Annotated in this window: 20 protein-coding genes and 1 tRNA gene; 7 read left to right on the top strand and 14 right to left on the bottom strand. The window is 63.0% G+C overall.

Annotation, left to right across the window (positions count from 1 at the left end; translation table 11 throughout):
- Positions 1-24 precede the first annotated feature (24 nt).
- Positions 25-1062 (bottom strand): DUF1338 domain-containing protein, encoded by a 1038-nt coding sequence (locus tag VSR82_RS05480; protein ID WP_498857517.1) that lies wholly within the window; start codon positions 1060-1062, stop codon positions 25-27.
- Positions 1063-1187: 125 nt separating this feature from the next.
- Between VSR82_RS05480 and VSR82_RS05485 the strand changes: the two genes are divergently transcribed.
- Positions 1188-2120 (top strand): LysR substrate-binding domain-containing protein, encoded by a 933-nt coding sequence (locus tag VSR82_RS05485; RefSeq protein WP_429456521.1) that lies wholly within the window; start codon positions 1188-1190, stop codon positions 2118-2120.
- A 56-nt stretch (positions 2121-2176) separates the two neighbouring features.
- Here VSR82_RS05485 and VSR82_RS05490 read toward each other — a convergent pair whose 3' ends face one another.
- Positions 2177-3304, bottom strand: a complete 1128-nt coding sequence (locus tag VSR82_RS05490; protein ID WP_410848827.1) for a 4-hydroxyphenylpyruvate dioxygenase family protein — start codon at positions 3302-3304, stop codon at positions 2177-2179.
- Positions 3305-3576: 272 nt separating this feature from the next.
- Positions 3577-4599 (bottom strand): pca operon transcription factor PcaQ, encoded by a 1023-nt coding sequence (gene pcaQ, locus VSR82_RS05495; protein ID WP_368584096.1) that lies wholly within the window; start codon positions 4597-4599, stop codon positions 3577-3579.
- A gap of 111 nt (positions 4600-4710) precedes the next feature.
- On the opposite strand from pcaQ, the gene pcaH reads away from it, so the two are divergent.
- Positions 4711-5415, top strand: a complete 705-nt coding sequence (pcaH, locus tag VSR82_RS05500) for a protocatechuate 3,4-dioxygenase subunit beta (RefSeq protein ID WP_429456519.1) — start codon at positions 4711-4713, stop codon at positions 5413-5415.
- Between the two features lie 3 nt (positions 5416-5418).
- A complete protein-coding gene (gene pcaG / locus VSR82_RS05505) occupies positions 5419-6006 on the top strand; it encodes a protocatechuate 3,4-dioxygenase subunit alpha (protein WP_368584098.1) in 588 nt (195 codons plus the stop codon).
- Positions 6007-6102: 96 nt separating this feature from the next.
- On the opposite strand, the gene VSR82_RS05510 is transcribed toward pcaG, so the two are convergent.
- Positions 6103-6369 carry an H-NS family nucleoid-associated regulatory protein gene (locus VSR82_RS05510; protein WP_368584099.1) on the bottom strand — a complete coding sequence of 89 codons (267 nt, stop codon included), beginning with the start codon at positions 6367-6369 and terminating at the stop codon, positions 6103-6105.
- A gap of 457 nt (positions 6370-6826) precedes the next feature.
- On the opposite strand from VSR82_RS05510, the gene VSR82_RS05515 reads away from it, so the two are divergent.
- Positions 6827-7465: a LysE family translocator gene (locus VSR82_RS05515; RefSeq protein ID WP_429456516.1), complete on the top strand. Its 639-nt coding sequence runs from the start codon at positions 6827-6829 to the stop codon at positions 7463-7465.
- A 72-nt stretch (positions 7466-7537) separates the two neighbouring features.
- Here VSR82_RS05515 and VSR82_RS05520 read toward each other — a convergent pair whose 3' ends face one another.
- Positions 7538-9172, bottom strand: a complete 1635-nt coding sequence (locus VSR82_RS05520) for an acyl-CoA synthetase (RefSeq protein WP_429456514.1) — start codon at positions 9170-9172, stop codon at positions 7538-7540.
- Between the two features lie 182 nt (positions 9173-9354).
- On the opposite strand from VSR82_RS05520, the gene VSR82_RS05525 reads away from it, so the two are divergent.
- The gene (locus VSR82_RS05525) at positions 9355-10095 is read left to right on the top strand and encodes a Crp/Fnr family transcriptional regulator (protein ID WP_368584102.1); all 741 of its coding nucleotides are present in this window, start codon (positions 9355-9357) and stop codon (positions 10093-10095) included.
- A gap of 18 nt (positions 10096-10113) precedes the next feature.
- On the opposite strand, the gene VSR82_RS05530 is transcribed toward VSR82_RS05525, so the two are convergent.
- Positions 10114-10470, bottom strand: coding sequence for a transposase (locus VSR82_RS05530; protein ID WP_410848822.1), 357 nt, complete (start codon positions 10468-10470; stop codon positions 10114-10116).
- A gap of 283 nt (positions 10471-10753) precedes the next feature.
- On the opposite strand from VSR82_RS05530, the gene VSR82_RS05535 reads away from it, so the two are divergent.
- A complete protein-coding gene (locus VSR82_RS05535) occupies positions 10754-11884 on the top strand; it encodes a porin (RefSeq protein ID WP_429457747.1) in 1131 nt (376 codons plus the stop codon).
- 150 nt (positions 11885-12034) lie between these two features.
- On the opposite strand, the gene VSR82_RS05540 is transcribed toward VSR82_RS05535, so the two are convergent.
- From VSR82_RS05540 to VSR82_RS05575, 8 genes are all read right to left on the bottom strand, one after another.
- Positions 12035-13177 (bottom strand): porin, encoded by a 1143-nt coding sequence (locus VSR82_RS05540; protein ID WP_368584105.1) that lies wholly within the window; start codon positions 13175-13177, stop codon positions 12035-12037.
- 897 nt (positions 13178-14074) lie between these two features.
- Entirely contained in the window at positions 14075-14245 is a 171-nt protein-coding gene (locus VSR82_RS05545; protein WP_429456511.1) for a hypothetical protein, read from the bottom strand.
- A 494-nt stretch (positions 14246-14739) separates the two neighbouring features.
- Positions 14740-14827: transfer RNA gene (locus VSR82_RS05550), tRNA-Ile, on the bottom strand.
- Positions 14828-14978: 151 nt separating this feature from the next.
- Entirely contained in the window at positions 14979-17369 is a 2391-nt protein-coding gene (gene rpoD, locus VSR82_RS05555; RefSeq protein ID WP_368584108.1) for an RNA polymerase sigma factor RpoD, read from the bottom strand.
- Positions 17370-17460: 91 nt separating this feature from the next.
- Positions 17461-19335: a DNA primase gene (gene dnaG, locus VSR82_RS05560; protein ID WP_429456507.1), complete on the bottom strand. Its 1875-nt coding sequence runs from the start codon at positions 19333-19335 to the stop codon at positions 17461-17463.
- Positions 19336-19454: 119 nt separating this feature from the next.
- The gene (locus tag VSR82_RS05565; protein ID WP_176378918.1) at positions 19455-19901 is read right to left on the bottom strand and encodes a GatB/YqeY domain-containing protein; all 447 of its coding nucleotides are present in this window, start codon (positions 19899-19901) and stop codon (positions 19455-19457) included.
- A gap of 233 nt (positions 19902-20134) precedes the next feature.
- Complete coding sequence (gene rpsU / locus VSR82_RS05570; RefSeq protein WP_008919901.1) at positions 20135-20347, bottom strand: 30S ribosomal protein S21; 213 nt, start codon at positions 20345-20347, stop codon at positions 20135-20137.
- 68 nt (positions 20348-20415) lie between these two features.
- The gene (locus VSR82_RS05575) at positions 20416-21633 is read right to left on the bottom strand and encodes a BaiN/RdsA family NAD(P)/FAD-dependent oxidoreductase (protein WP_429456505.1); all 1218 of its coding nucleotides are present in this window, start codon (positions 21631-21633) and stop codon (positions 20416-20418) included.
- A 145-nt stretch (positions 21634-21778) separates the two neighbouring features.
- On the opposite strand from VSR82_RS05575, the gene tsaD reads away from it, so the two are divergent.
- Complete coding sequence (gene tsaD / locus VSR82_RS05580) at positions 21779-22807, top strand: tRNA (adenosine(37)-N6)-threonylcarbamoyltransferase complex transferase subunit TsaD (protein ID WP_013093004.1); 1029 nt, start codon at positions 21779-21781, stop codon at positions 22805-22807.
- Positions 22808-22857 lie beyond the last annotated feature (50 nt).

Genomic DNA, 22857 nt, shown 5'->3' on the forward strand with positions numbered 1-22857 from the left:
CGGCGCTCGCGCCGTCGTATGCGCTCAGGCCGCCTGGCTTGCGGTCATCCGGAAGATGCCCTGTGCGTTGCCCGCGTCGAAACGCAGGTCCGTTTCCCAGCGGCGCGTGTCCTGATCGAAACTGCGCTTGCGGGTGATGAATTCGTAGAATGAGCCCGGCACGTCGCGCATGACGACACTGCCGTCGGCCGCGCGAAATTCGCGCTGCACGAGATCCGCGCGATACGCGGTCTGGAACACGCGCCCGGAACGCGAATGCTCGACTTCCGGCTTCATCGGCCGGCCCTTCGCCTTCTCTTCGTCCGACAGCTTGAATACATCCGCGACGCGGTCGGTCGCGTGATTGAACGCGTTACCTTCGGTCGCGATCCACGCCATCTCCGCCGATTCCTTCAACAATACTTCGTAGTCGGCTTCGCGTGGCATCTCGTGCTGACGCGCGAACGCACCGACTATTACCGGTAGCAACTCTTGCGCCGCATCGATCGGCAGCACGCCGTCGCGTTCGAGTTCCCACAACAGGCCATTAGCGCGCGGCGTCAACGGATCGCGCGATGCACCGATCACGTTCGTCACCGCCTGCTGGAACGCCGCGGAAAAACGTTCCGGGTGCAGTTCACTGACGAAGAACTGCGCGATCTCGTCGGGCGCGTCGTCATGCGCCCACGCGCGGCCGGTCATGCCGAGCCGATCGAGCGCATAACGGCCGTTGATCCGAAAGCCGAGCGGCCGCAGGATGCGCGCGAACGCGGCCTCGCCGGGTGGCAGTGCGCCGCTGTGCGGCCAGCGCACGGTGCGCAGGGCGCCATGATCGAAGTACACGCTGCCGCCGCCGGCGACGGTTTCCTCCGTATAGCGGCGGCCGTTTTCCGAGCGCGCGAGCAGATCGTCGAACAGCGCCATGTTCATCGCCTGCGCGAGTTCCGCACGCGTGACGCTGCCGCTTTCCCACTCGTTCAACACATGCGGATGATTCAGCGTCGCAAACAGGCGCGCGGTTTTCTCCGCGCCCAGCAGTTTCACTAGCAGTTGTTCGACGTTCGCATTCTTCGAGTTTCGCATCCGGCTTCTCCACGCTATACGCTGAGCGCCCCCAGAAGCGCTCATGACGGGCGAGATTATTCAAAATCCGCTCCGCCCCCGTAAAGCGAGATAAAATCGCCACTTGATGCGTTTTTGGAATTAACGTGCGAAAGTTCAAGATTCCCAACATGGGCGCGCTGCTCGCGTTCGAAGCCGCGGCGCGGCACGAGAGCTTCACGCATGCGGCGCGCGAGCTGTTCCTGACCGAAAGCGCGGTGTCACGACAGATCAATACGCTCGAAAGCAATCTCGGCGTGCGGCTGTTCGTGCGCGTCAAGCAACGCGTGGTGCTGACACGCGCGGGCAAGGTCTACAGCGCGCAGGTGCGACGCTCGCTCGAACACCTCGATCGCGACACGTTGTCGATCATCGCGCACGGCAGCGGCGGCGGTTATCTGGAACTCGCGGTATTGCCGACGTTCGCATCGCAATGGCTGATTCCGCGCATGGCCACATTCAATGAACGATACCCGGACGTGCGCGTGAACATGGGCGTGCGTACCGCGACGTTCCCTTTCGCCGACACGCATTTCGAAGCGGCGATTCACTACGGCAAGCCGACGTGGCCGGGTACATCGGCCGATTTTCTGTTCAGCGAGGAAGTCGTGCCGGTCTGCGCGGCGAGTCTGCTGAAGCGGCCGATCCGCAATGTCGCCGAACTGCTCAACTATCCGCTGCTGCATTCGACGACGCGACCCGATGGCTGGGCAACCTGGTTCGCGAATTTCGGCGTCGACGACAACCGCACGATGCAGGGCGTGCGCTACGAACTGCACACGATGCTGATCAGCGCGGCCGCGGCCGGACTCGGCATTGCGCTGGTGCCGCGCTTTTTCGTCGACACGCAGTTGCAGCAGTTCGGTCTCGTGATTCCGTTCGACGGACCCGCCGTCGCCGACGCCGCGTATTACCTCGTGTACCCAACCGAGTTGAGCCACGGCAAACCGCTCGCGAATTTCCGCGAGTGGCTGCTGCGCGAAGCGGCCGCGTACGGTGCGATTTATCCGGAGTTGGCGGAGCGGCCCGAGGGGGCGTGAGGAAAACAGCAGTCACATGCGTGATTGGATCAATCACACATGCGACCGTGTGAAACTCAGTTGCCGGCGCGCGCCTGCGCCAATGCGGCCAGGTTGCCTTCGCCGAAGCCATGATGTCCCTGGCGTTGCACGATCTCGAAGAAGATCTCGCCAGCGCGACGGCGCACGAAGGTCTGGAAAAACAGCAGCGGCACGCCGTCCGCGCCGATCTCGCCATCCACGAGCACGTGCGTGCGCCGCAGCCGCTCGACATCGAGCCCGTGGCCCGGCAAGCGCGCATCGAGCTGCTCGTAGTAGCGCGGCGGCGGCTCGACGAATTCGACGCCGTTCGCGAGCAGACGCTCCACGCACGCGAAGATGTCGTCGGTAGCGAGCGCGATGTGCTGCACGCCTTCGCCCGGATGATCGGGCAGATACTCGTGCATCAGGTTGGTCCGGCGCGTGCCTTCCTCGTACAGCGGTATGCGGATCGCGCCGCACGGCGACACCATCACGCGCGATTCCGCCGACACGTGCCAATTCGCGTGCAACTCGTGAATCTCGCGGAAATTCAGCAGGTCGCGATAGAAGTCGATCCACTCCTGCATGCGGCCTTCGCCCACGGTTTGCGTCAAATGGTCGACCGCGATCAGGCCGCTGCCCGCGTGACTCAGATCGGCCTCGGCCGTGTCGATTTCGATGGGGCGGAAGTCGATGTCGAAGATCGAGATGTCGCCGAGGCCGCCGCGCTGGCCGCCGCGCCCGCGCCAGCGATCGACGAAATAGATGTGCGAATCGCCGATGCCTTGAATCGCCGGAATCAGCAGTTCGCCGGCACCGAGACGTTCGCCCTCGAACTCCCACGCGCCGAGTTCCACCGCGCGTTCGAACGCGCGCTGCGCGTTGGCGACCCGAATCCCGATCGCGCAGATGCCGACCCCGTATTCCTCCGCGTAGCGCGCCGCGAACGAATCGGGCTCCGCGTTGATCAGGAAATTCATCTCGCCCTGACGGTACAGCGTCACGTCCTTGCTGATATGACGCGCAATCGCCTTGAAGCCGAGCCGCTTGAAGGTCTCGCCGAGCGCTTGCGGATCGCGGGCGGCGAATTCGACGAATTCGAGGCCGGCCGTGCCGAGCGGATTGTGCTCCGGCGCCATTACGGCGTGCTGCGCGGCCTCGGGAGTGGGCAAGTCGCTGGGCATGGCAATCTCCTTGTACGGTCTTTCGATGCGGCGGCCGGTCGTTCCGGGATTCAGCGCGAACCGTTCCGGCCGTTCGCGTGGTCTGCGTGACGCTCGCCCGCTCGTGGCTTGCACGCGGTGTGCCGCGAAAAAAACGGGCTGCGGCGGCTTTCGCACCGTGTTTTTACACCGGGTCGCGGGGCATTCGCAACCGTCATTTTGTACTGGATGGTTCATCCATCGACCGGCATGCCGATGGGCGCGCGGGGACATACGTGCGGCAGGCCGCCGAATCACTCGAGCGGCGCGTCGCCCGGACCGCTTTTGCGCACCGTTTTGCCGCCGGTTTTAGCGGTGTTTTTGCCCGCATCCTTGCCCGACACTGCCGCCATTCTGCCCCGCGCGACCTCGCGCACCGCCTCGATGAACGCGCGCCCCACCGCCGACGGCTGCGTATCCGAGCGACGGATCAGCCCCACCGGCTCGCCGGTGCCCGCAAACGGCAACGGCAAGCGCACCAGCATGCCGTGCGCGAGTTCGTATTCGACCGCGCTTTGCGGCACGAACCACACCGCGCCGTTTTCGAGCGTCAGCGCACGCCCCGTCGATACCGACAACACCTCGACGAACCCCGACAACGGCGCCACGCCCCACGCGCTCAGCAGGCTTTCGGTCGACTGGCGGATCAGCGTGCCGAACGGCGGCAGCACGATCGGAAAATCGTCCAGCGACGTGGCCGGCAAGGCCGTTCCCTGCGCGAGCGGATGCCCGGCGCGCACGACCGCGATCAGCGGCTCGGTAAACAGTTGCTCGAAGCTCAGGCCGACCATCCGCTCGGGGTCCGCGAGGCGGCCGATCGCGAATTCGATCGAGCCCGCTTTCAGGCGTTCGAGCAATTCCGGATTTGCGCCGGTCGCGAGGCGCACGATCACGCGCGGCCACTGCGTCGAGAACTGTTTCAGCACGGGCGGTATCAGCGCCGCGGCGACGGTGGGCAGCACGCCGACTTCGAGCGTCGCGGCGGCCGCGCCCTCGTCGCGCGCGAGCAGATCGACGCCCTGGCGCAGCGCGCTCACGCAGGCGCTTGCGTGCGGCATGAAAAGCTGCCCCTCGCGCGTCGGCACCGCGCCGTGACGGCCGCGCTCGAACAGCTTCACGCCGAGAATGGTTTCCAGCTCGGCGACGGTCTTCGATACCGCCGGCTGCGTGATCGACAGACTGTCCGCCGCCCGCTGGACGCTGCCGAACTGCGCGACGGCCAGAAAGCACTGGAGATGACGAAATTTGACGCGGCTATCCGCGAGACTGCGTTGCATAACGAAAGGTTATACGAAACGGGCAAAAACGTCATTTTTCATAACCGCCTGCTTTGTATAAAGTGCGAGTCATAACGCCGCATCCCCCGATTCCTCCAACGGAGACACTTCATGGAAGATTCAATTCTTTCCCCGCGAGATTTCGCGTCCCATCCCGAGTACATCTATCCGCTGTACGGTTCGTCGGTCAAGCGCGGCCCGACCCGTCCGCTGATTCCGCTGAAAGAACGTCTGCGCGACCAGCGCGTGCCGGTCTACGGCACCGACGACCTCGACGCGCTCGACAACGACCTGACCCGCAACGCGGTGCGCAATGGCGAACCGCTCGGCGAGCGCATCATCGTGACGGGCCGCGTGCTCGACGAAGGCGGCCGTCCGGTGCGCAACACGCTCGTGGAAATCTGGCAGGCGAACGCCGCCGGCCGCTATGTGCACAAAGCCGACCAGCACGACGCGCCGCTCGATCCGAACTTCCTCGGCGCGGGCCGCTGCATCACTGACAACGAAGGCCGTTATCGCTTCCTGACCATCAAGCCGGGCGCGTATCCGTGGGGCAACCATCCGAACGCATGGCGTCCGCAGCACATCCACTTCTCGCTGTTCGGCGACCACTTCGGCTCGCGTCTCGTCACGCAGATGTACTTCCCCGGCGATCCGCTGCTCGCGTTCGACCCGATCTACCAAGGCACGCCGGAGAGCGCCCGTGAGCGCATGATCTCGAAGTTCTCGCTCGACACTACGCAAGAGGCCTATGCGCTCGGCTACGATTTCGACATCGTGCTGCGCGGCCCGAACGAAACCCCGATGGAGCGCTAAGCCATGACGACTCTTAAGCAAACGCCTTCGCAAACCGTTGGTCCGTACTTCGCCTACGGTCTTGTCCCGCAGCAATACGACTTCGACTACAAGAGCCTGTTCACCAACGTTCTGGCCGAGATGGAAGCGGCCGGCGAGCACATCACGATCGTCGGTCAGGTGTTCGACGGCGACGGCAAGGTAGTCGGCGACGCGATGATCGAAATGTCGCAAGTCGACTCGAACGGCCACTATCCGGAATCGCGCGACGAGATCCTGAAGACCGGTTTTCACGGCTTTGCGCGCGTCGGCACCGGTACGGACCCGCATAAGCGCTTTATCGTCGAGACGGTGAAGCCGGGCCGCGCGAACCCCGACGAAGCGCCGTACATCGACGTGATCCTGACGATGCGCGGCATGCTGCTGCACACGTTCACGCGCATCTATTTCGAGGACGAAGCGCAGGCGAACGAGCAGGACGCCGTGCTGGCGTCGGTGCCGGCCGAGCGCCGTGGCACGCTGATCGCGCGCCGCGTTGCCGGGACGGCCAACGTGTATCGCTTCGACATCCACATGCAGGGCGACAAGGAAACCGTGTTTTTCGACCTGTGATGCGCGGTCTGTCGCGAAACTCCGAGCAGTAACGATTAAGCCCGCCTCGCGCGGGCTTTTTTTCGCGCGGGCGTTTCGCGGTGCGGCTGCGCGCGCTCAGCAGCGGAAGTGATCGATGCTCTGTCCGGCGTGAATCGCGCGCGCGAGCCACGCCGGTTTATCGCCGTGACCGTCCCACGTGTTGCCGAACGCGTCGCGATACTGCACCGCGGCCACGGCGTTCGCATCGGCTTCGAGCGATTCGGCCAGTGCTTCGAGGGTGATGTTGTGGTCGTCCATGCGTCGGCGGATCCACGCGATCATGCGCTCGCGCAGGTTCTCGTCGCGTTCGAACAGTCGTTGTTGTCCTTCTCGTTGTTTCATAACGTATTGGTGTCGCAGCTCTTGCTGGCATTAGACAAACTGGCAACTCGCATAGCAACGCGAGGCTCGTGCTTAATTCAATTTGAACGAATGCAATTCGACGAATTCACGCGATCCCTGCAAATGCGTAAAAACCCGCATTTGCAACTGATGCCTGTCAGAGTCTGGATTAAAGCGCTGGGATCAAGCGAATCGGCTACTCGAAGAATCGAAGGGGGCTCGAATTGCGCCCGTGTTTCGCTTCGTGCGTCGCCTCGTCGTGGCGAGGGAACATTATCGAAAGCGATTCTAGCATTCGATGTATTTTGGCCGCAGCAAAGAAGTTTTTCTAATTGTACTGATTGCGGTACTTCCGAGTTTTCGGTAATCGTGGCTTCCACCATCCGATTGGCGGACAATGCGAAACTCGGGATTCGCCAGAACATCTGGCATCGGCCCGACATCAGGAGACACGACCATGCCCGCCTCGACCGCCATCCTCACGATCCTCGCCGCGCTGCTATTGGGCGCGATGAGTCCGGGGCCCAGCTTCGTCATCGTCGCGCGCAACGCGATCGGTCTGTCGCGCGGCGACGGTCTCGCCACGGCGCTCGGCATGGGCATCGGTGGTGTGTTTTTTAGCGGCATCGCGCTGCTTGGGCTCTATACGCTGCTCGCGACGGTCGAATGGCTCTACGTCGGGCTGAAAGTAGCCGGCGGCGTCTACCTCGTTTATCTGGCGTCGAAAATCTGGCGCGGCGCCGCGAAGCCGCTCGCGTTCAGCGAAACGCAAACCAGCAATGGCGTCAATCCGCGCAAGTCGTTCTGGATCGGCTTGAGCACGCAGCTCAGCAATCCGAAAACGGCCGTCTATTACGGCAGTATCTTCGCCGCGCTGCTGCCGCAGCACCCGCCGGTGTGGTGCTATTTCGCGCTGCCGCCGGCGATCTTCGCGATCGAAGCGGGCTGGTACACGATCGTCGCTCTGTGCTTTTCGAGCCAACGTCCGCGCGAAATCTATCTGCGCTGGAAGGCGTGGATCGACCGCATCGCCGCGAGCGCGGTCACCGCGCTGGGCCTGCGGCTGATTCTGAACGCGCACAAGGTGGGGATTTGACCTCAGCATGAAACGGCGCGCGCCGACGTGACTCGGTGCGCGCCGCCGTGAGACAGCGGTAGTCGCGACGCGTTACGCCTTCCCCTCCGCCTTGATCCGCGCGCGCAACTCGAACTTCTGGATCTTCCCCGTCGAGGTTTTCGGCAACTCGCCAAAGCGCACCGCCTTCGGCAACTTGTAGCCGGCCAGGAACAGCCGGCAGTGCGCGATGATTTCCTCCTCGGTCGCCTGCGCGCCTTCCTTCAACTCGACGAACGCGCACGGCACCTCGCCCCACTTCGGATCGGCCATCGCGACCACCGCCGCCACCGACACCGCCGGATGCCGGTACAGCGTGTCCTCGACCTCGATGCTCGAAATGTTCTCGCCACCCGAAATGATGATGTCCTTGCTGCGGTCGCGGATGCGGATATAGCCGTCGGCCGTGCGCACGCCAAGATCGCCGGTGTGGAACCAGCCGCCTTTAAAAGCGGCTTCGGTCGCGCGCTCGTTCTTCAGATAGCCCTTCATGCAGATGTTGCCGCGAAACATGATCTCGCCGATCGTTTCGCCGTCGTCCGGCACCGGCGCGAGCGTGTCCGCATCGAGCACCGCGACCGCCGCCTGCAGGTGATACCGCACGCCCTGGCGTGCGGTCAGGTCGGCGCTGATTTGCTCGTCGAGCGCGTCCCACTCCTGTTGCTTCGCGCAGACGGCCGCCGGCCCGTAGGTTTCGGTGAGCCCGTACACGTGCGTCAGATCGAAGCCGATCTGCTTCATCTTCGCGATCACTGCGGGCGGCGGCGCGGCACCCGCGACCATCGTCGACACGCGATGCGTAATGCCCTCGCGCCATTCGGCCGGCGCGTTCGCGAGCGAACTCTGTACGATCGGCGCTCCGCAGTAGTGCGTGATGCGCTCGCGGCGAATCAGCTCGAACACCGTCTTCGCGTCGAACTTGCGCAGACAGACGTTGACGCCCGCGCGCGCGGCCACGGTCCACGGAAAGCACCAGCCGTTGCAGTGAAACATCGGCAGCGTCCACAGATAGACCGCATGCTTCGGCATATCCCATTCGAGAATATTGCTCAGCGCGTTCAGATACGCGCCACGGTGATGGTAGACGACGCCCTTCGGGTCACCGGTCGTGCCCGACGTGTAGTTCAGCGCGATCGCGTCCCATTCGTCGGTGGGCGGAGTCCACTCGTAGGACGGGTCGCCGGTTTGCAGGAACTGCTCGTAGTCGGTCGCGCGGATGAACTGCGCGGCGTCGGCGGGCTGCGCATCGGCCACGCTGATCACGCGCAGCTCCGGGAATTCGAGCGCAGCGCGATGCGCGAACTCGCCATATTCCGTATCGACGATCAGCGCCTTCGCCTCCCCGTGGCGCAGCATGAACAGCAGCGTCGCGACGTCGAGCCGCGTGTTCAGCGTATTCAGCACGGCGCCGGCCATCGGCACGCCGAAGTGCGCCTCCACCATCGCCGGGATGTTCGGCAGCAGCGCGGCGACCGTATCGCCGCGGCCGATGCCGGCCCCGTGCAGCGCGCTCGCGAGCCGCCGCGCGCGCTCATAGGTCTCGCGCCAGTTCCGGCGGGTCTCCCCGTGGATGATCGCGAGCCGCTCGCCATACACTTGCGCTGCGCGCACGAGGAAATCGATCGGCGTCAACGGGACATAATTGGCCTCGCGCCGCCCGAGGCCTTCGTCGAACATGTGCTGTGTCATTGCTTCGTCTCCTGAGGCGCGAGCCGCGCCGCCGATGGTTGTGATCGTTTTCTATGAATAACCAGCGCCTAGCCTAGCAATTGTCGTCATGAACTGTCTGTCATTCAAATGACAGAGTGGCGCCACTGACGTCCCGCCTTGACCTGGCTCAGCCGGAACCGCTCCCAAGCCGCTTATCGCCGATGACCGACGCTCCTCTCACCGACCGCGCCGACTCCCGCCCGCCGCAACGCGTCGCGCTCGCCGACCTTGCGCGGCTGTTCTCCACCTGCGCATGGTTTCGCGCGCTCGCCGCCGAGCATCAGGCGATGGTGCTCGCCAGCGCGCACGCCGAGCACTTTGAAGGCGGCGCGTGGATCGCGCGTCGCCAGCAACCGTCCGACTATTGGATCGGCGTGCACTCGGGGCTAATCAAGCTCGCTATCTACAATGCGTCGGGCCGCAGCTGCACGCTGTCGGGCGTGCCGCCGGGCGGCTGGTTCGGCGAAGGCAGCGTGATCAAGCGCGAGTTGCGCAAGTACGACGTGGCCGCGATCCAGCCGTCGCTGGTGATGTTCGTGCCGTCCGCGACCTTCCATGCGCTGCTCGAAGCGAGCCTGCCGTTCACGGGTTTCGTGATCCGCCAATTGAACAACCGGATGGGGGAATTCATCGCGTCGATCCAGAACAGCCGGCTGCTCGACGTGGACGCTCGCGTCGCGCAATCGCTCGCGCAGCTGTTCAACCCGGATCTGTATCCGGACACGGGCCGCACATTGGCGATTTCGCAGGAAGAGGTCGGTCTGCTCGCGGGGGTGTCGCGGCAGCGCATCAATCAGGCGCTGCAGAACCTCGAGAAGCTGCGGATTTTGCGTCTGTCGTATAACCAGATCGAAGTGCTCGATCTCGAGCGGTTAGGTGCGTACGGACGAGAGCAGATCTAGCGGCGCGGCTGGCGCGGGCTACCCGGCGCGCACGCCGCCCTTGCGTGTCGCGCGCGTTTGGATTGCGGCGTCGGTCTTGAACAGCGCGAGCATGATCGCGCTCAACACGCCCGATCTTTTCCAGCGCAGATAGTAGCGATGCGCGGTCTGGTACGGCACGTAGTGCCCGGGCATCGCGCTCCACGGCGCACGGGTGTGCAGCACCCACATCACGCTATTGAGCACGTGGCGAATATCGATCGGCGGACGACCACGCCGCGGGACGCCGTCATGCAGGGTTTCGGGCAATAGCGGCGCGACCTGTTGCCATTGCTCGTCGGTCAATTCCTGAACGACCGGCGTGGTCCCGATGGATTCGGAAGATGGACGATTCATGCGTGAAAGCGCACGCGTCAGGCGCGTGCTGGCGTCGCTCCAAAAGTAGTGTCGATACATCAACTCGTTCGAGACTACTCGAAGCTTGCCTGGGAGAAAGTCAACTTTTGTGATCCGAGCCGACGCAATCGTCAAAAATGGCAATAGGTTATTGCGTCAAAGCCCTGATGGCCCAACGCGGATCGTGGTCTATGATCGGCGCGCCCGGCGCCGCCGCCCCTCGGCGCGCGCCGCGGCCGAACTAGAAAATCTCTCTCCACACGCAGGAAATCCCTTGAGACACATCCGCTTTATCAAGGCTGCCGCGCTCGTCGGCGGCGCCGCGCTTGCCGTGACGTCCGAACAGGCTTCGGCACAAAGCTCGATCACGCTGTACGGCGTCGCCGACGTCAGCGTGCGCTATCTGACGAACTCCAACGCCAAAAACGACGACCGTCTGTACATGACCAACGGCGCGATCACCAACAGCCGCTGGGGTCTGCGCGGCTCGGAAGATCTCGGCGGCGGCCTGAAGGCGATCTTCGATCTGGAAAGCGGTATCAACCTGCAGAACGGCTCGGCCTCGGATAGCCAGCGCATTTTCAATCGCAACGCATACGTCGGCGTCAGCAGTCAGTACGGCACGCTGACGCTCGGTCGCCAGAAGACGCCGCTGTTCGACCTGCTCGGCGACACCTACGACCCGCTCACGGTAGGCAACTACAACGAGAACTCGTGGCTGCCTGGCGCGCTCGGCGCGGGGCTGTACGCGGATAACGCGGTCAAATACACGGGCACGTTCAAAGGTCTGACGGTGGCCGCGATGTACTCGTTCGGTACGAACTCGCAATCGACCGGCGAGGGCGGCTTCTCGGGCCAGGTGCCGGGCCATCTCGGCGCGGGCAACATGTACGGCTTCACGCTGTCGTACGTGGCGGGTCCGTTGTCGGTCGCGGCCGGCGTGCAGCAGAACATCGACAACAGCAATCACAAGCAGACCATCTTCAACGCGAACGCGGTGTATGCGTTCAGTTCGACGAAGCTGTACGTCGGCTACCTGCATTCGAAGGACGACACCGGCTTCGTCGACAGCGCGCTCGCACAGCAGACGCTCGTGCCGGGCGTCGATATCGTCAAGGGCTCGGGCCGCATCGACAATGGACCGTTCGCCGGCGTCACGTGGCAGGCCACGCGCGCGCTGACGCTGACGGGCGCCGCGTACTACGACCACATGTCGAACGCGGCGATCGGCAATGGTCAGGTCGGCAGCGGCTATCGCTACACGTTCGTCGGATTGGCCGAGTACGCGCTGTCGAAGCGTACCGAGGTGTACGGCACCGTCGATTTCGACAAGGTGTCTGGCGCGGCCTCGGTCGAACTGCCGGGCCGCAACAACCAGACCGGCGTTGCGCTCGGTCTGCGGACGATTTTCTAAGTCTCCGGGTCGTAATGCCAAAACGGGCGCCCTCAGGGACGCCCGTTTTTTTGGCTCGCATACGGAAACCGGCTTACCGGTTTGCCGCGCGCATAAAAAAAGGTGCCGCGAACGGCACCTTTCTGTACTACAGGCAGCTTCTGCTGAAGCTTAGAAGCGGTGACGCAGACCGACCGTAGCAGCCGTCTGGTTCTTCGACGACGAGGTCGGAACCGTGTTGTCGCCGCTGTAGATCGAAGCCACGCCGCCGTCGCCCATTGCGTGCTGATACACAGCCTGAGCGTAGACGTCGGTGCGACGCGACAGCGAGTAGTCAGCCTGCAGGCCGATCTGGTGGTAACGGGTCTTCATGTCGTTACCGTCGGCGTTGATGCCGTAGCCGCGTGCGTCGGTGAACGTGTACGCAACGCCGAGAGCCATCGCCGGGGTCACGTTGTACTTGCCGTTGATTTCGTAGTTGTTGGTGTGGCCTTGACGCTGACCAGCTGCTGCACCAACCAGGTTGTCGATGCGCGATTGCGTCCAGGCCACGCCGACCAGCGCCGGGCCGAAGCCGTACGAAGCGCCTGCGCCGAACTGACGCTGACGGAAGTTGCCCGTCAGGACGCCCGCGGTGTTCGCCACGACGCCGTCCGATGCGCCGCTCGTGTTAGCAGCCGGGTTGTTTTGCTGTACGTACGCAGCACCGAGGTGCAGGCCTTGCCACTGGTATGCAGCGCCCAAGCTGTACTGGCGGTTGTTTGCGAAGTTACCAGCCTGGTTCGAGAAGCCGTACGTGCCGCCGAACGTGAAGCCAGCGTAGTTAGCGCTCGAGTACTTGACCGAGTTGTTGACCGACAGACCACCGTTGGTGCTCAGGTTGTCGTTGTTGAACGGGTGCGCGAAGTTCGTGCCGCCCCAGCTGCCCGTTGCGGTCAGCGGTGCAAGGTAGTCCTGCGCTGCGTCGTACTGGCGACCCAGCGTGACCGTACCGAATTGCGCGCTCGACAGACCGACGAAGGCCTGACGGTTGAACATGCCCTTGTTGTTAGCGAACTGGCCGTTGTTGATGTTGAAGCCGCTTTCCAACGTGAAGATTGCCTTCAGACCGCCGCCCAGATCTTCCGAGCCACGCAGGCCGAAGCGGCTCTGGTCGATGCCGCCGCTATTTGCTGCCCACTTGGAGCTGCCAGCAACGTTGCTGGTGTAGGTCAGACCTGCGTCGATCAGACCGTACAGGGTCACGCTGCTTTGTGCGTGAGCGACCGAAGCGAACGATGCGGCAGCCGCAACGACGATGAGACTCTTTTTCATGGGAACTCCAATTCGAAAAATTTATACGGGGAGCAGGACCTGCCTCAGCAGCCGATGCATCGCATCTGCCGCCGCCCGCTTGGCCGACCCGTTCGGATCGACCGGGCACCCTTGAAGCGAAGCGTGAGTGTAGGGGGACACCCTGGTATCGACGCCGACAATTCACGCAACAGGGTTTTTCGAATTTCGCAACAATGCTGGAGCCGATGGGGATAACTTCTTGTTTTTCCGACGTTTATCGCAAGATCTAAGTGCCGGATCGCAGCCCCAATCAAAACGAATTTGCAACGCGCCAATATTCGAAGTTGTGCGTTTGCAACAGTGTTTTAATACGCGCGACGTAATCGGGTCGGAGCAAATCGACGAAAAGACCGTCGATATTTCTGGTAATCGAATGGCTCGAATGACGGTTTTCCGCGTTGTTTTAAATTTACTTTGAGCTCAAGGGAACTTAATGGGGTTAATGCAGTCTTCTTGGCTCATGTGGCAATTAATCGTTTCGAGCGAGAACGATTAACTCGTCGAATCGACAAGACCGCCTATTCACCTGGTCTTTATTGGCCAAGGTAAACAGTTGCTGCCACTCCCTGGCAGCACAACGGTCTTAGCCTGTCGCGTCGAATCAGCATTCACTATTGAGACACCGCCATTGCGGCGGTCTTCTGATTTCACGCTTTAGCAAGCACCCTCAGTCACGTCTCTAAAGATGCACTCGCGACCACTCGAAAAAGCCTTCAGCACGGGCATTGCCCGGAGGTGAATTGCGGCGCCGGCCGCCGCGTGACAAGACCCGCGCTGAAAGCGGACGGCGTGCATCAACAGGCCTTCCACATTCAATTAACGGCCGGGCGGCACCCGCATTTACACGGAGTTTCCCTGATTACGCGCGATCAGCGCTTATGGCTTGCGGGGAGCGCGCTCGAGCGCCTCCTCGTCCTCGGGCGAGGAACCCGGAGCGAGCGGGTCGGTATCGGGCGGCGTGTCGGGCAATGGACGCGGCTCGCAGTCGGATTCCTCGAGCGGCTGATTCGGAGGCGCGACGGGATCGATGGTTGGGTCGGTTTGCATGACGGCCTCCACGTGGACGGGAACTTCTCCCTACGCTGGATGCGCAACGGCTATTCCTGCGATCGCTGGCAAGCTCGCCGGCGGCGGCGCCTGTAGAAGTTGCGTTGGCTCGAAACCGAAATTGCAACGCCCGACGCCTCAGTGACGTTCGAAGCGCGAATCCCCACCTCATCCGACGAAGCCGTGAGGAACGGCTCCAGCCCGAATAGCCACGCGAAGCAGAATGCGACCCGCGTCAGTGCTCGCACTGATGGCTGCGGCGGGTCTTCGTTGGCGTCATCGAGCGACGCGGGCGACGCGGCTGGCAGGGGTTGGGGCGGGATTAACTCGGCTGCGCTGTGGTCGGTTCGCATGATCGTTCTCGTTATTGGATAGGGCGTGGAAGCCGAGTCGGAGCAAGCGACATGCCAATGAGTGTCGCGAAACACAGGCAGCCGAAGGCCGCCCAAAAACAAAAAAGGGTTCCGGAATTCGGAACCCTTTCTTCAATACTTTGGTGGGCCGGGTGGGGTTCGAACCCACGATGTCCTTTCGGAGGTGGATTATGAGTCCACTGCCTGCAACCAACACGGCGTCCAGCCCAAGAAAAAGACCCGGTCGTGAAGGCCGGGCCCGTTTCGTCGATTGGCCGACATACTACACGAAAAAGGGGCCTCCGCAACCGCTTCGCTTCCGCGAAACGACCGGGAGGCCCCTTAATCGCATCATTTGCGGCGAGCCGCGGCCGTCGACGTCAATTGCCTTCGAGGAACGACTTCAGCTTGTCCGAACGGCTCGGATGACGCAGCTTGCGCAGCGCCTTCGCCTCGATCTGACGAATCCGCTCACGCGTCACGTCGAACTGCTTACCGACTTCTTCGAGCGTGTGATCGGTGCTCATCTCGATACCGAAACGCATGCGCAGCACCTTCGCTTCGCGCGGCGTGAGCGAGTCGAGCACATCCTTCACGACGTCGCGCATGCTCGCGTGCAACGCCGCATCCGCCGGGGCGACCGTGTTCGTATCTTCGATGAAGTCGCCCAGATGCGAATCGTCGTCGTCGCCGATCGGCGTTTCCATCGAGATCGGCTCCTTCGCGATCTTCATGATCTTGCGGATCTTGTCTTCCGGCATTTCCATCTTCTCGGCCAGCGTTGCCGGGTCCGGCTCGAGACCGGTTTCCTGCAGAATCTGGCGCGAGATGCGGTTCATCTTGTTGATCGTTTCGATCATGTGAACCGGAATCCGGATCGTGCGCGCCTGGTCGGCGATCGAACGCGTAATGGCCTGGCGAATCCACCACGTCGCATACGTGGAGAACTTGTAGCCACGACGGTATTCGAATTTGTCCACCGCCTTCATCAGGCCAATGTTGCCTTCCTGAATCAGGTCGAGGAACTGCAGACCGCGGTTCGTGTACTTCTTCGCGATCGAGATCACGAGACGCAGGTTGGCCTCGGTCATCTCGCGCTTCGCCTGACGCGCCTTCAGTTCGCCGGCCGCCATCTGACGGTTGGTTTCCTTCAGGTCCTTCAGCGGCAGCACCACGCGCGCCTGCAGATCGAGCAGACGCTGCTGCTGTTCGCGAATCGCCGGAATGTTGCGCGTGAGGATCGCGCTATATACATGCCCCTCGGCTACGATCTTGTCGGCCCATTCGAGGTCCGTCTCGCTGCCCGGGAAACGCGCGATGAATTCCGCGCGCGGCATGCCGCACTTGTCGACTACGGTATGCAGGATCTGACGCTCGACCTGGCGCACTTCATCGACCTGCGCGCGCAACGTGTCACACAGACGCTCGACGGTACGCGCGGTGAAGCGGATCGTCATCAGCTCGTTCTGGATGGTTTCCTGCGCCTTCAGGTACGACTTGGACTTGTAGCCTTCCTTCTCGAACGCGCGACGCATCTTGTCGAACCATTCGCTGATCAACGCGAATTTTTCGAGCGACGCGCGCCGCAGCGCTTCGAGTTGCGCGGCGTTGGCGGTGGCTTGCGCCGAGCCGTCGTCCTCTTCCTCGTCCTCTTCGTCCTCTTCCTCGGCTTCCTCGTCTTCGTTCTCGATCGCTTCCGCTTCCTGGGCGGAGAAGCCGTCGGCGTCTTCCGCGTCGGCGTCGATCAGACCGTCGACGAGTTCGTCGATGCGCACTTCGTCATTGGCGACGCGCTCGGCCATCGCGAGGATGTCGGCGATCGTGGTCGGGCACGCGGAGATGGCCATCACCATGTGCTTCAGGCCGTCTTCGATGCGCTTGGCGATCTCGATTTCGCCTTCGCGCGTAAGCAGCTCGACCGTGCCCATTTCGCGCATGTACATGCGCACGGGATCGGTGGTGCGGCCAAATTCGGAGTCGACGGTGGACAGCGCGACTTCGGCTTCCTCTTCGACTTCATCGTCCGACGAAGCCGCGGGCGCGTTGTCGTTGAGCAGCAGCGTTTCAGCGTCAGGGGCCTGTTCGTAGACCGCGACGCCCATGTCGTTGAACGTGCTGATGATGCCTTCGATCGCCTCGGTCTCGGTGAAGTTGTCCGGCAGGTGATCGTTGATTTCAGCGTACGTGAGGAAGCCGCGCTCCTTGCCGAGTTTGATCAGCGCGCGCAGCTTGGAGCGACGCTCCTCGAGCTCCTCCACCGTGCCAGGCTGCGACGACGCGAACGCATCCTTCAGCAGCGCTTTTTCCTTTGCACGACGGTCGCGAGCCTTGACCTTTTCCACCTTGCCCGGTGCGGCGGCAGCGGTTTCTTCGGCCTGGGTTGCATCGTCATCGACGGGTACTTCATTCAGCTTTTTCGTCATGGAGTTCGCCGTACCGGCTGTAGTCTCGACCCCCGGCTGTTGGACAACAGCCGGATGAACCGTGGATACTGAAGTCACGCGCGCTGCCGCATCGTCCTTAACGGCAGCCGCTTCCCTTGCGCTTCTGACACCCGCCCGCTTGGCAGCCGGCGGTGCTACAGCTTTCGCCGCCCGAACCGGTGCGGCCTGCGCGGCCGCAGTGGTCGACGACTTCTTCCCGGCAGCTGGTGCAACGCTGACAGCAGACGTCCTTTTGGCGGATGCAGTCAGCCTGGCTTCGGTAACTTTTCCGGTGCGCTCTTTAGCGCGTGAGCCAGTTGTCTGATTTCCGCCTGTCGTCTTTGCCATCGCATCGCCTTTCGCCTTTGCTAGGAAAACCCTTGAAAAAACAAACCGCTAGAAACTTTTGATTATAGCACCCGAGGTTTTGCCCTCTCCGCTACAGACCGAGTTGACGCTTCATGTCGGCCCGCTTCCGGTTGAGCTCCGAAAACTCGGCAAACTCTTCCGGCGTATGTCGTGACTGTCGCGAAAGCTGTTCGAGACGATCGCAATAAGCGTCGTATCGCATCTTCAAAATTGCGGCCTTCAACTCCTCGCCGACGATTCGTTCCTGCTCGCGCCGCTCCTCGATGACGGCCGCGTCCTGCGGGTCTTTCAGCAGCAAATCCCGGACGTTTTCATCATAGTCTAGAATTTTGCGAAAGATTTCCTCGAAAGTTGGGGCGTTCGCGCCATTTCGCAAGAGATCTGACAACAACTGGAACGCCGCCGAATCGCCGAGGGCGCGCGCGTGCGTCGTCACTTCCGCGAACAGTTCGCCGTGCCGGGTCACGGTGAGCAGGGCCTCTTCGGCCTCTTCGTCGAGCATCGCGACCGTGCGCGGATACATCACCAGGTTGCGCAGCGTCTTTTCCTCGATTCCGGTCACGCTGCGGCGGTCCTTGCGGGCCGGCGCCTCGCGCGCCGCGGCCGCAATCCGGGCATCGACTTCGCAAAGCGCCGCCACTTCGCTGAACGGCACATCGAGCCGGTCGGCGAACATATGCATGATCTGCGCTCGCAGCGCGTTGGCCGGCAACGCCTGCAGCAGCGGCTTCGCGTCGAACAGCGCGCGGGCTTTGCCCTCGGGCTGATCGAGCTCCTTGCCGGTCAGTACCTCGTTGAGCATGAACTGCGACAGCGGCATCGCCCGTTCGACCTGCTCGGCGAAAGCCTCGGTTCCGAACTCGCGCACGTAGCTGTCGGGATCGTGCTCGCTCGGTAGGAACAGGAAACGGATCGTGCGGTTGTCGGCGGCATGCGGCAGGCACGCATCGAGCGCACGGCGCGCTGCACGCCGGCCGGCCGCGTCGCCGTCGAAACTGAAAATGACCGTGTCGGTCTGGCGCATCAGTTTCTGCACATGAATCGGTGTGCAAGCGGTGCCGAGGGTCGCGACCGCGTTCTGGAACCCCAACTGAGCCAGCGCAACCACGTCCATATAACCTTCGACGACCAGCACGTAGTGCTGCTCTCGAATCGCCAGACGCGCCTCGAACAGCCCGTACAGCTCGCTGCCCTTGTTAAATAGCGGCGTTTCGGGCGAATTCAAATATTTCGGCTCGCCGCCGTCGAGCACGCGGCCGCCGAAGCCGACCACCTGCCCTTTGACATTGCGGATCGGGAACATGATCCGCTCGCGGAAGCGGTCGTAGCGGCGGTTCTGACCCTGCGCGTCCGACTTTTCGCTGACGATCACGAGGCCCGCTTCGACCAGCGCGTCGTCGCGATAGTTCGGGAACGCCGCCTCGAGGTTTTGCCAGCCTTCGGGCGCATAGCCGAGACCGAAGCGCGCGGCGATTTCGCCGGTCAGACCGCGCTTTTTCAGATACTGGATCGCGCCCGGCGCACCGCGCAGTTGCTTGCGGTAGTAGTCACAGGCGATCTGCATGAGATCGGACAGCGCTGTGGTGACAGCCTTCGACGCCGCCGGCACGTAGCCGCCGCCAGCTCCGCCACCACCGCCATATCCGGGCGAAGGCTCGTTCGGCACGGTGAGACCGACCGATTGCGCGAGCTCGTTGACCGCTTCGGGAAACGACGCCCCCACGTGTTCCATCAGGAAACCGATGGCCGTGCCATGCGCACCGCAGCCGAAGCAGTGATAAAACTGCTTAGTCGGACTAACCGTAAACGAGGGACTCTTCTCGTTGTGAAACGGGCACAGCCCCATGAAGTTCGCGCCGCCCTTTTTCAGCTGCACATACCGGCCGACCACGTCGACGATATCGACGCGGTTGAGCAGGTCCTGCAGGAATGACGGTGGGATCACAGTAAATAACGCTGCCTGGAAAGCTTCAAAATCCAAGCCCGGAGTCCGGGCTCGACACCGCGGCCAAGCCCCGCGCCTCGCCTTCCGGAGGGGCGCGCGACCCGGACAAATCGACAGGGTTACTTCGCGAGCGCGGCCTTGACCTGCGCGGAGACGGCGGTCATGTCGGCGCGGCCGGCCAGCTTCGGCTTCAGCACGCCCATCACCTTGCCCATGTCCTGCGGGCCGGCAGCGCCAGTCTGCGCGACCGCCGCCTGCACTTCGGCAACGATTTCCGCTTCGGACATCTGCTCGGGCATATAGGCGGAAAGAATGGCCAGCTCAGCCTTTTCCTTGTCCGCGAGATCCGTGCGTCCGGCGGCCTCGAACTGGCTGATCGAATCTTTGCGCTGCTTGATCATCTTGTCGACCACGGCGGTTATGCCGGCATCGTCGAGCGTGACCCGCTCATCGACTTCACGCTGCTTGATCGCGGCGAGCAGCAGGCGGATCGTACCGAGACGCTCGGTCTCGCGCGCCCGCATGGCAGCTTTCATATCGTCGTTGATCCGGTCCTTGAGACTCATCACTCACCTGAATTGCGTTGAAAAGTTGAAAAACCGGCCGGTCGATGGCGGCGATACCGCCGCATCAGCACGAAAACCCGCTTGGGACTTCTTCCTCAAGCGGGTTGGCGCAATATGCGTAGTGGATGCGACCCTGCCGGCTGGCCCGATGGGCCGGGTTTGCCGTGATGGCACTGTGGTGCCGCCATCGGCTGGGATGCTGCCGCGCCGCGTACAGCGGGGCAACGCCAGAATCAGTAGAGCTTTTTTGGCAGCATCTGGCCACGCAGACGCTTGAAATGACGCTTCACCGCCGCCGCTTTCTTGCGCTTGCGTTCGGCTGTGGGTTTCTCGTAAAACTCGCGAGCGCGAAGTTCCGTCAGTAAGCCGTTTTTCTCCATGGTGCGCTTGAAACGGCGCATGGCGACTTCGAACGGCTCATTGTCTTTTACGCGGATAGTCGTCATTTTTCAATAACGGAACTTTGTAAAGGTTCAGGAGTATAGCAGAGCTTTCTCACAAAGCCATTGCGCCGTCAAGCCCCCCGGGCATATTCGGCGGCCGCCTCTCCGGCCGCGACACCCGACGCCCACGCCCACTGGAAGTTGTAGCCGCCGAGCCAGCCGGTCACGTCGACCGCCTCGCCGATGAAGTAGAGGCCCGGCACCCGCGCGCTCATCATCGTCGTCGATGACAAACCGCGCGTATCGACGCCGCCGCGCGTCACTTCGGCCTTGCGATAACCCTCGGTGCCGTTCGGCGTGAGCGTCCAGCGCGACAGCGCCTCACCGATGCGGCGCAGCGACTTGTCCGGCAAATCGGCGACGCGGGCCTCGGCGGCCACCTGGTGCGTGTCGAGCCACACGTGCGCGAGCCGCTGCGGCACCCACTCCGACAGCAGATTGCCAATCTGCCGCTTAGTGCCGTTTTTCGCGTCGATCAGCGCGACCGCGGCGTCGCGCTCCGGCAGCAGATTGATGTGAATCGGCTCGCCGGGCTGCCAGTAGCTCGATATCTGCAGCACCCCCGGACCCGACAGGCCGCGGTGCGTGAGCAGCAGATCTTCGGTGAACTCCGCGCCGGTCTTCTTATTGCCGGTCGACAGCTGGACTTCGAGCGACACGCCCGACAGCGCCGCAAACGGCTCCCAGTCGGCGGGCGCGAAGGTCAGCGGTACCAGCGCGGGGCGCGTGTCGATCAGCTTGTGGCCGAACTGCTTGGCGATTCGGTATGCGAAATCGGTCGCGCCGATCTTCGGGATCGACAGACCGCCCGTAGCGATCACGAGCGCACGGGCGGCGATCGTGCCCGCCGTCGTGCCAAGCAGGAACCGCCCTTCTGCGTCCTGGCGCACTTCTTCGACGGACAGCGGCGTGCGCCATGCAACGCCACCGGCGTCGCACTCGTTTTTGAGCACGTCGATGACCGCGTCGCTCGACTGATCGCAAAACAGTTGGCCCTTGTGCTTCTCGTGCCATGTCACGCGATGCTGCTTCAGCAGCGCCATGAAGTCGCGCGGCGTATAGCGTGCAAGCGCCGAGCGGCAAAAATGCGGATTCGCCGACAGATAATTGGCCGGCCCCGCATACAGATTCGTGAAGTTGCAGCGGCCGCCGCCGGAAATGCGGATTTTTTCCGCGAGACGCTGCGAGTGGTCGATCAGCGTCACACGCCGACCAAGTTGACCGGCAACTGCAGCGCACATCATGCCGGCCGCGCCCGCGCCGATCACCGCGATATCGTAGGATTCCATGGGGCCGCATTGTACCTGCCGGACCCTCGCGCCCATGCCCGTGCGCAGCCGGCCGCCAGCGGCCGCTTGTGCGCGCTGGTATACTTTCAGGCTTACCTTTTACTTTCGGACGCGCGTCGCGCGCGCCCGTCCCAAGCGATTCATCATGCTCGTTCTCGGCATCGAAAGCTCCTGCGACGAAACCGGTCTCGCGCTCTACGACACGGAGCGCGGCCTGCTCGCGCACGCGCTGCATTCGCAGATTGCGATGCATCGGGAGTACGGCGGCGTCGTGCCGGAGCTTGCATCGCGCGACCATATCCGCCGCGCGCTGCCGCTGCTCGAAGAGGTGATGGAGCGCGCTGGCGTCGCGCGCGGCGACATCGACGCGATCGCCTACACACAAGGGCCCGGGCTCGCGGGCGCGCTGCTGGTCGGCGCGAGCGTCGCCAATTCGCTGGCGATGGCGTGGAACAAGCCGACCGTCGGTATTCACCATCTCGAAGGGCATTTGCTGTCGCCGCTGCTCGTCGACGAGCCGCCGCCGTTTCCATTCGTCGCGCTGCTGGTGTCGGGCGGCCATACGCAGCTAATGCGCGTGACGGACGTCGGCGTCTACGAGACGCTCGGCGAAACGCTCGACGACGCCGCCGGCGAAGCCTTCGACAAAACCGCCAAGCTGCTGGGCCTCGGCTATCCGGGCGGCCCAGAAGTCTCGCGCATGGCCGAGTTCGGCACACCCGGCGCGGTCGTGCTGCCCCGCCCGATGCTGCATTCCGGCGACCTCGATTTCAGCTTCAGCGGCCTGAAGACCGCCGTGCTCACGCACGCCAACCGGCTGGGCGGCGCAAACATCTGCGAGCAGGCCAAGGCCGACCTCGCGCGCGGTTTCGTCGATGCCGCCGTCGAAGTGCTGGCCGCGAAATCGCTCGCCGCGCTCAAGCGCACGAAGCTGAACCGGCTGGTGGTGGCGGGCGGCGTCGGCGCGAACCGGCAGTTGCGCGAAGCGCTGTCGGCCGCCGCGCAGAAGCGCAATTTTTACGTGCACTATCCCGACCTGTCGCTGTGCACGGACAATGGGGCGATGATCGCGCTGGCCGGCGCGCTGCGTCTGCAACGCTGGCCCGAACAGGCCGTCAACGACTACGCGTTCACCGTGAAGCCGCGCTGGGATCTGACGTCGCTCGCGCACTAACCCGGCGCCGCAAGACGATAAAAAAGCGGCTTTTTCATGGGTTCAATGCT

The sequence above is a fragment of the Burkholderia sp. JPY481 genome (assembly GCF_038900515.1).
GTDB lineage: Bacteria > Pseudomonadota > Gammaproteobacteria > Burkholderiales > Burkholderiaceae > Paraburkholderia > Paraburkholderia youngii.

Bases quoted from the DNA above. Each gene is read 5' to 3' on its own strand.
- rpoD (WP_368584108.1), bottom strand. From the start codon at position 17,369: ATGGCAAAGACGACAGGCGGAAATCAGACAACTGGCTCACGCGCTAAA.
- pcaH (WP_429456519.1), top strand. From the start codon at position 4,711: ATGGAAGATTCAATTCTTTCCCCGCGAGATTTCGCGTCCCATCCCGAG.
- VSR82_RS05575 (WP_429456505.1), bottom strand. From the start codon at position 21,633: ATGGAATCCTACGATATCGCGGTGATCGGCGCGGGCGCGGCCGGCATG.
- pcaQ (WP_368584096.1), bottom strand. From the start codon at position 4,599: ATGCAACGCAGTCTCGCGGATAGCCGCGTCAAATTTCGTCATCTCCAG.
- VSR82_RS05480 (WP_498857517.1), bottom strand. From the start codon at position 1,062: ATGCGAAACTCGAAGAATGCGAACGTCGAACAACTGCTAGTGAAACTG.
- VSR82_RS05520 (WP_429456514.1), bottom strand. From the start codon at position 9,172: ATGACACAGCACATGTTCGACGAAGGCCTCGGGCGGCGCGAGGCCAAT.
- VSR82_RS05510 (WP_368584099.1), bottom strand. From the start codon at position 6,369: ATGAAACAACGAGAAGGACAACAACGACTGTTCGAACGCGACGAGAAC.
- tsaD (WP_013093004.1), top strand. From the start codon at position 21,779: ATGCTCGTTCTCGGCATCGAAAGCTCCTGCGACGAAACCGGTCTCGCG.
- VSR82_RS05515 (WP_429456516.1), top strand. From the start codon at position 6,827: ATGCCCGCCTCGACCGCCATCCTCACGATCCTCGCCGCGCTGCTATTG.
- VSR82_RS05545 (WP_429456511.1), bottom strand. From the start codon at position 14,245: ATGCAAACCGACCCAACCATCGATCCCGTCGCGCCTCCGAATCAGCCG.
- rpsU (WP_008919901.1), bottom strand. From the start codon at position 20,347: ATGACGACTATCCGCGTAAAAGACAATGAGCCGTTCGAAGTCGCCATG.
- VSR82_RS05525 (WP_368584102.1), top strand. From the start codon at position 9,355: ATGACCGACGCTCCTCTCACCGACCGCGCCGACTCCCGCCCGCCGCAA.
- VSR82_RS05565 (WP_176378918.1), bottom strand. From the start codon at position 19,901: ATGAGTCTCAAGGACCGGATCAACGACGATATGAAAGCTGCCATGCGG.
- VSR82_RS05540 (WP_368584105.1), bottom strand. From the start codon at position 13,177: ATGAAAAAGAGTCTCATCGTCGTTGCGGCTGCCGCATCGTTCGCTTCG.
- VSR82_RS05490 (WP_410848827.1), bottom strand. From the start codon at position 3,304: ATGCCCAGCGACTTGCCCACTCCCGAGGCCGCGCAGCACGCCGTAATG.
- pcaG (WP_368584098.1), top strand. From the start codon at position 5,419: ATGACGACTCTTAAGCAAACGCCTTCGCAAACCGTTGGTCCGTACTTC.
- VSR82_RS05530 (WP_410848822.1), bottom strand. From the start codon at position 10,470: ATGAATCGTCCATCTTCCGAATCCATCGGGACCACGCCGGTCGTTCAG.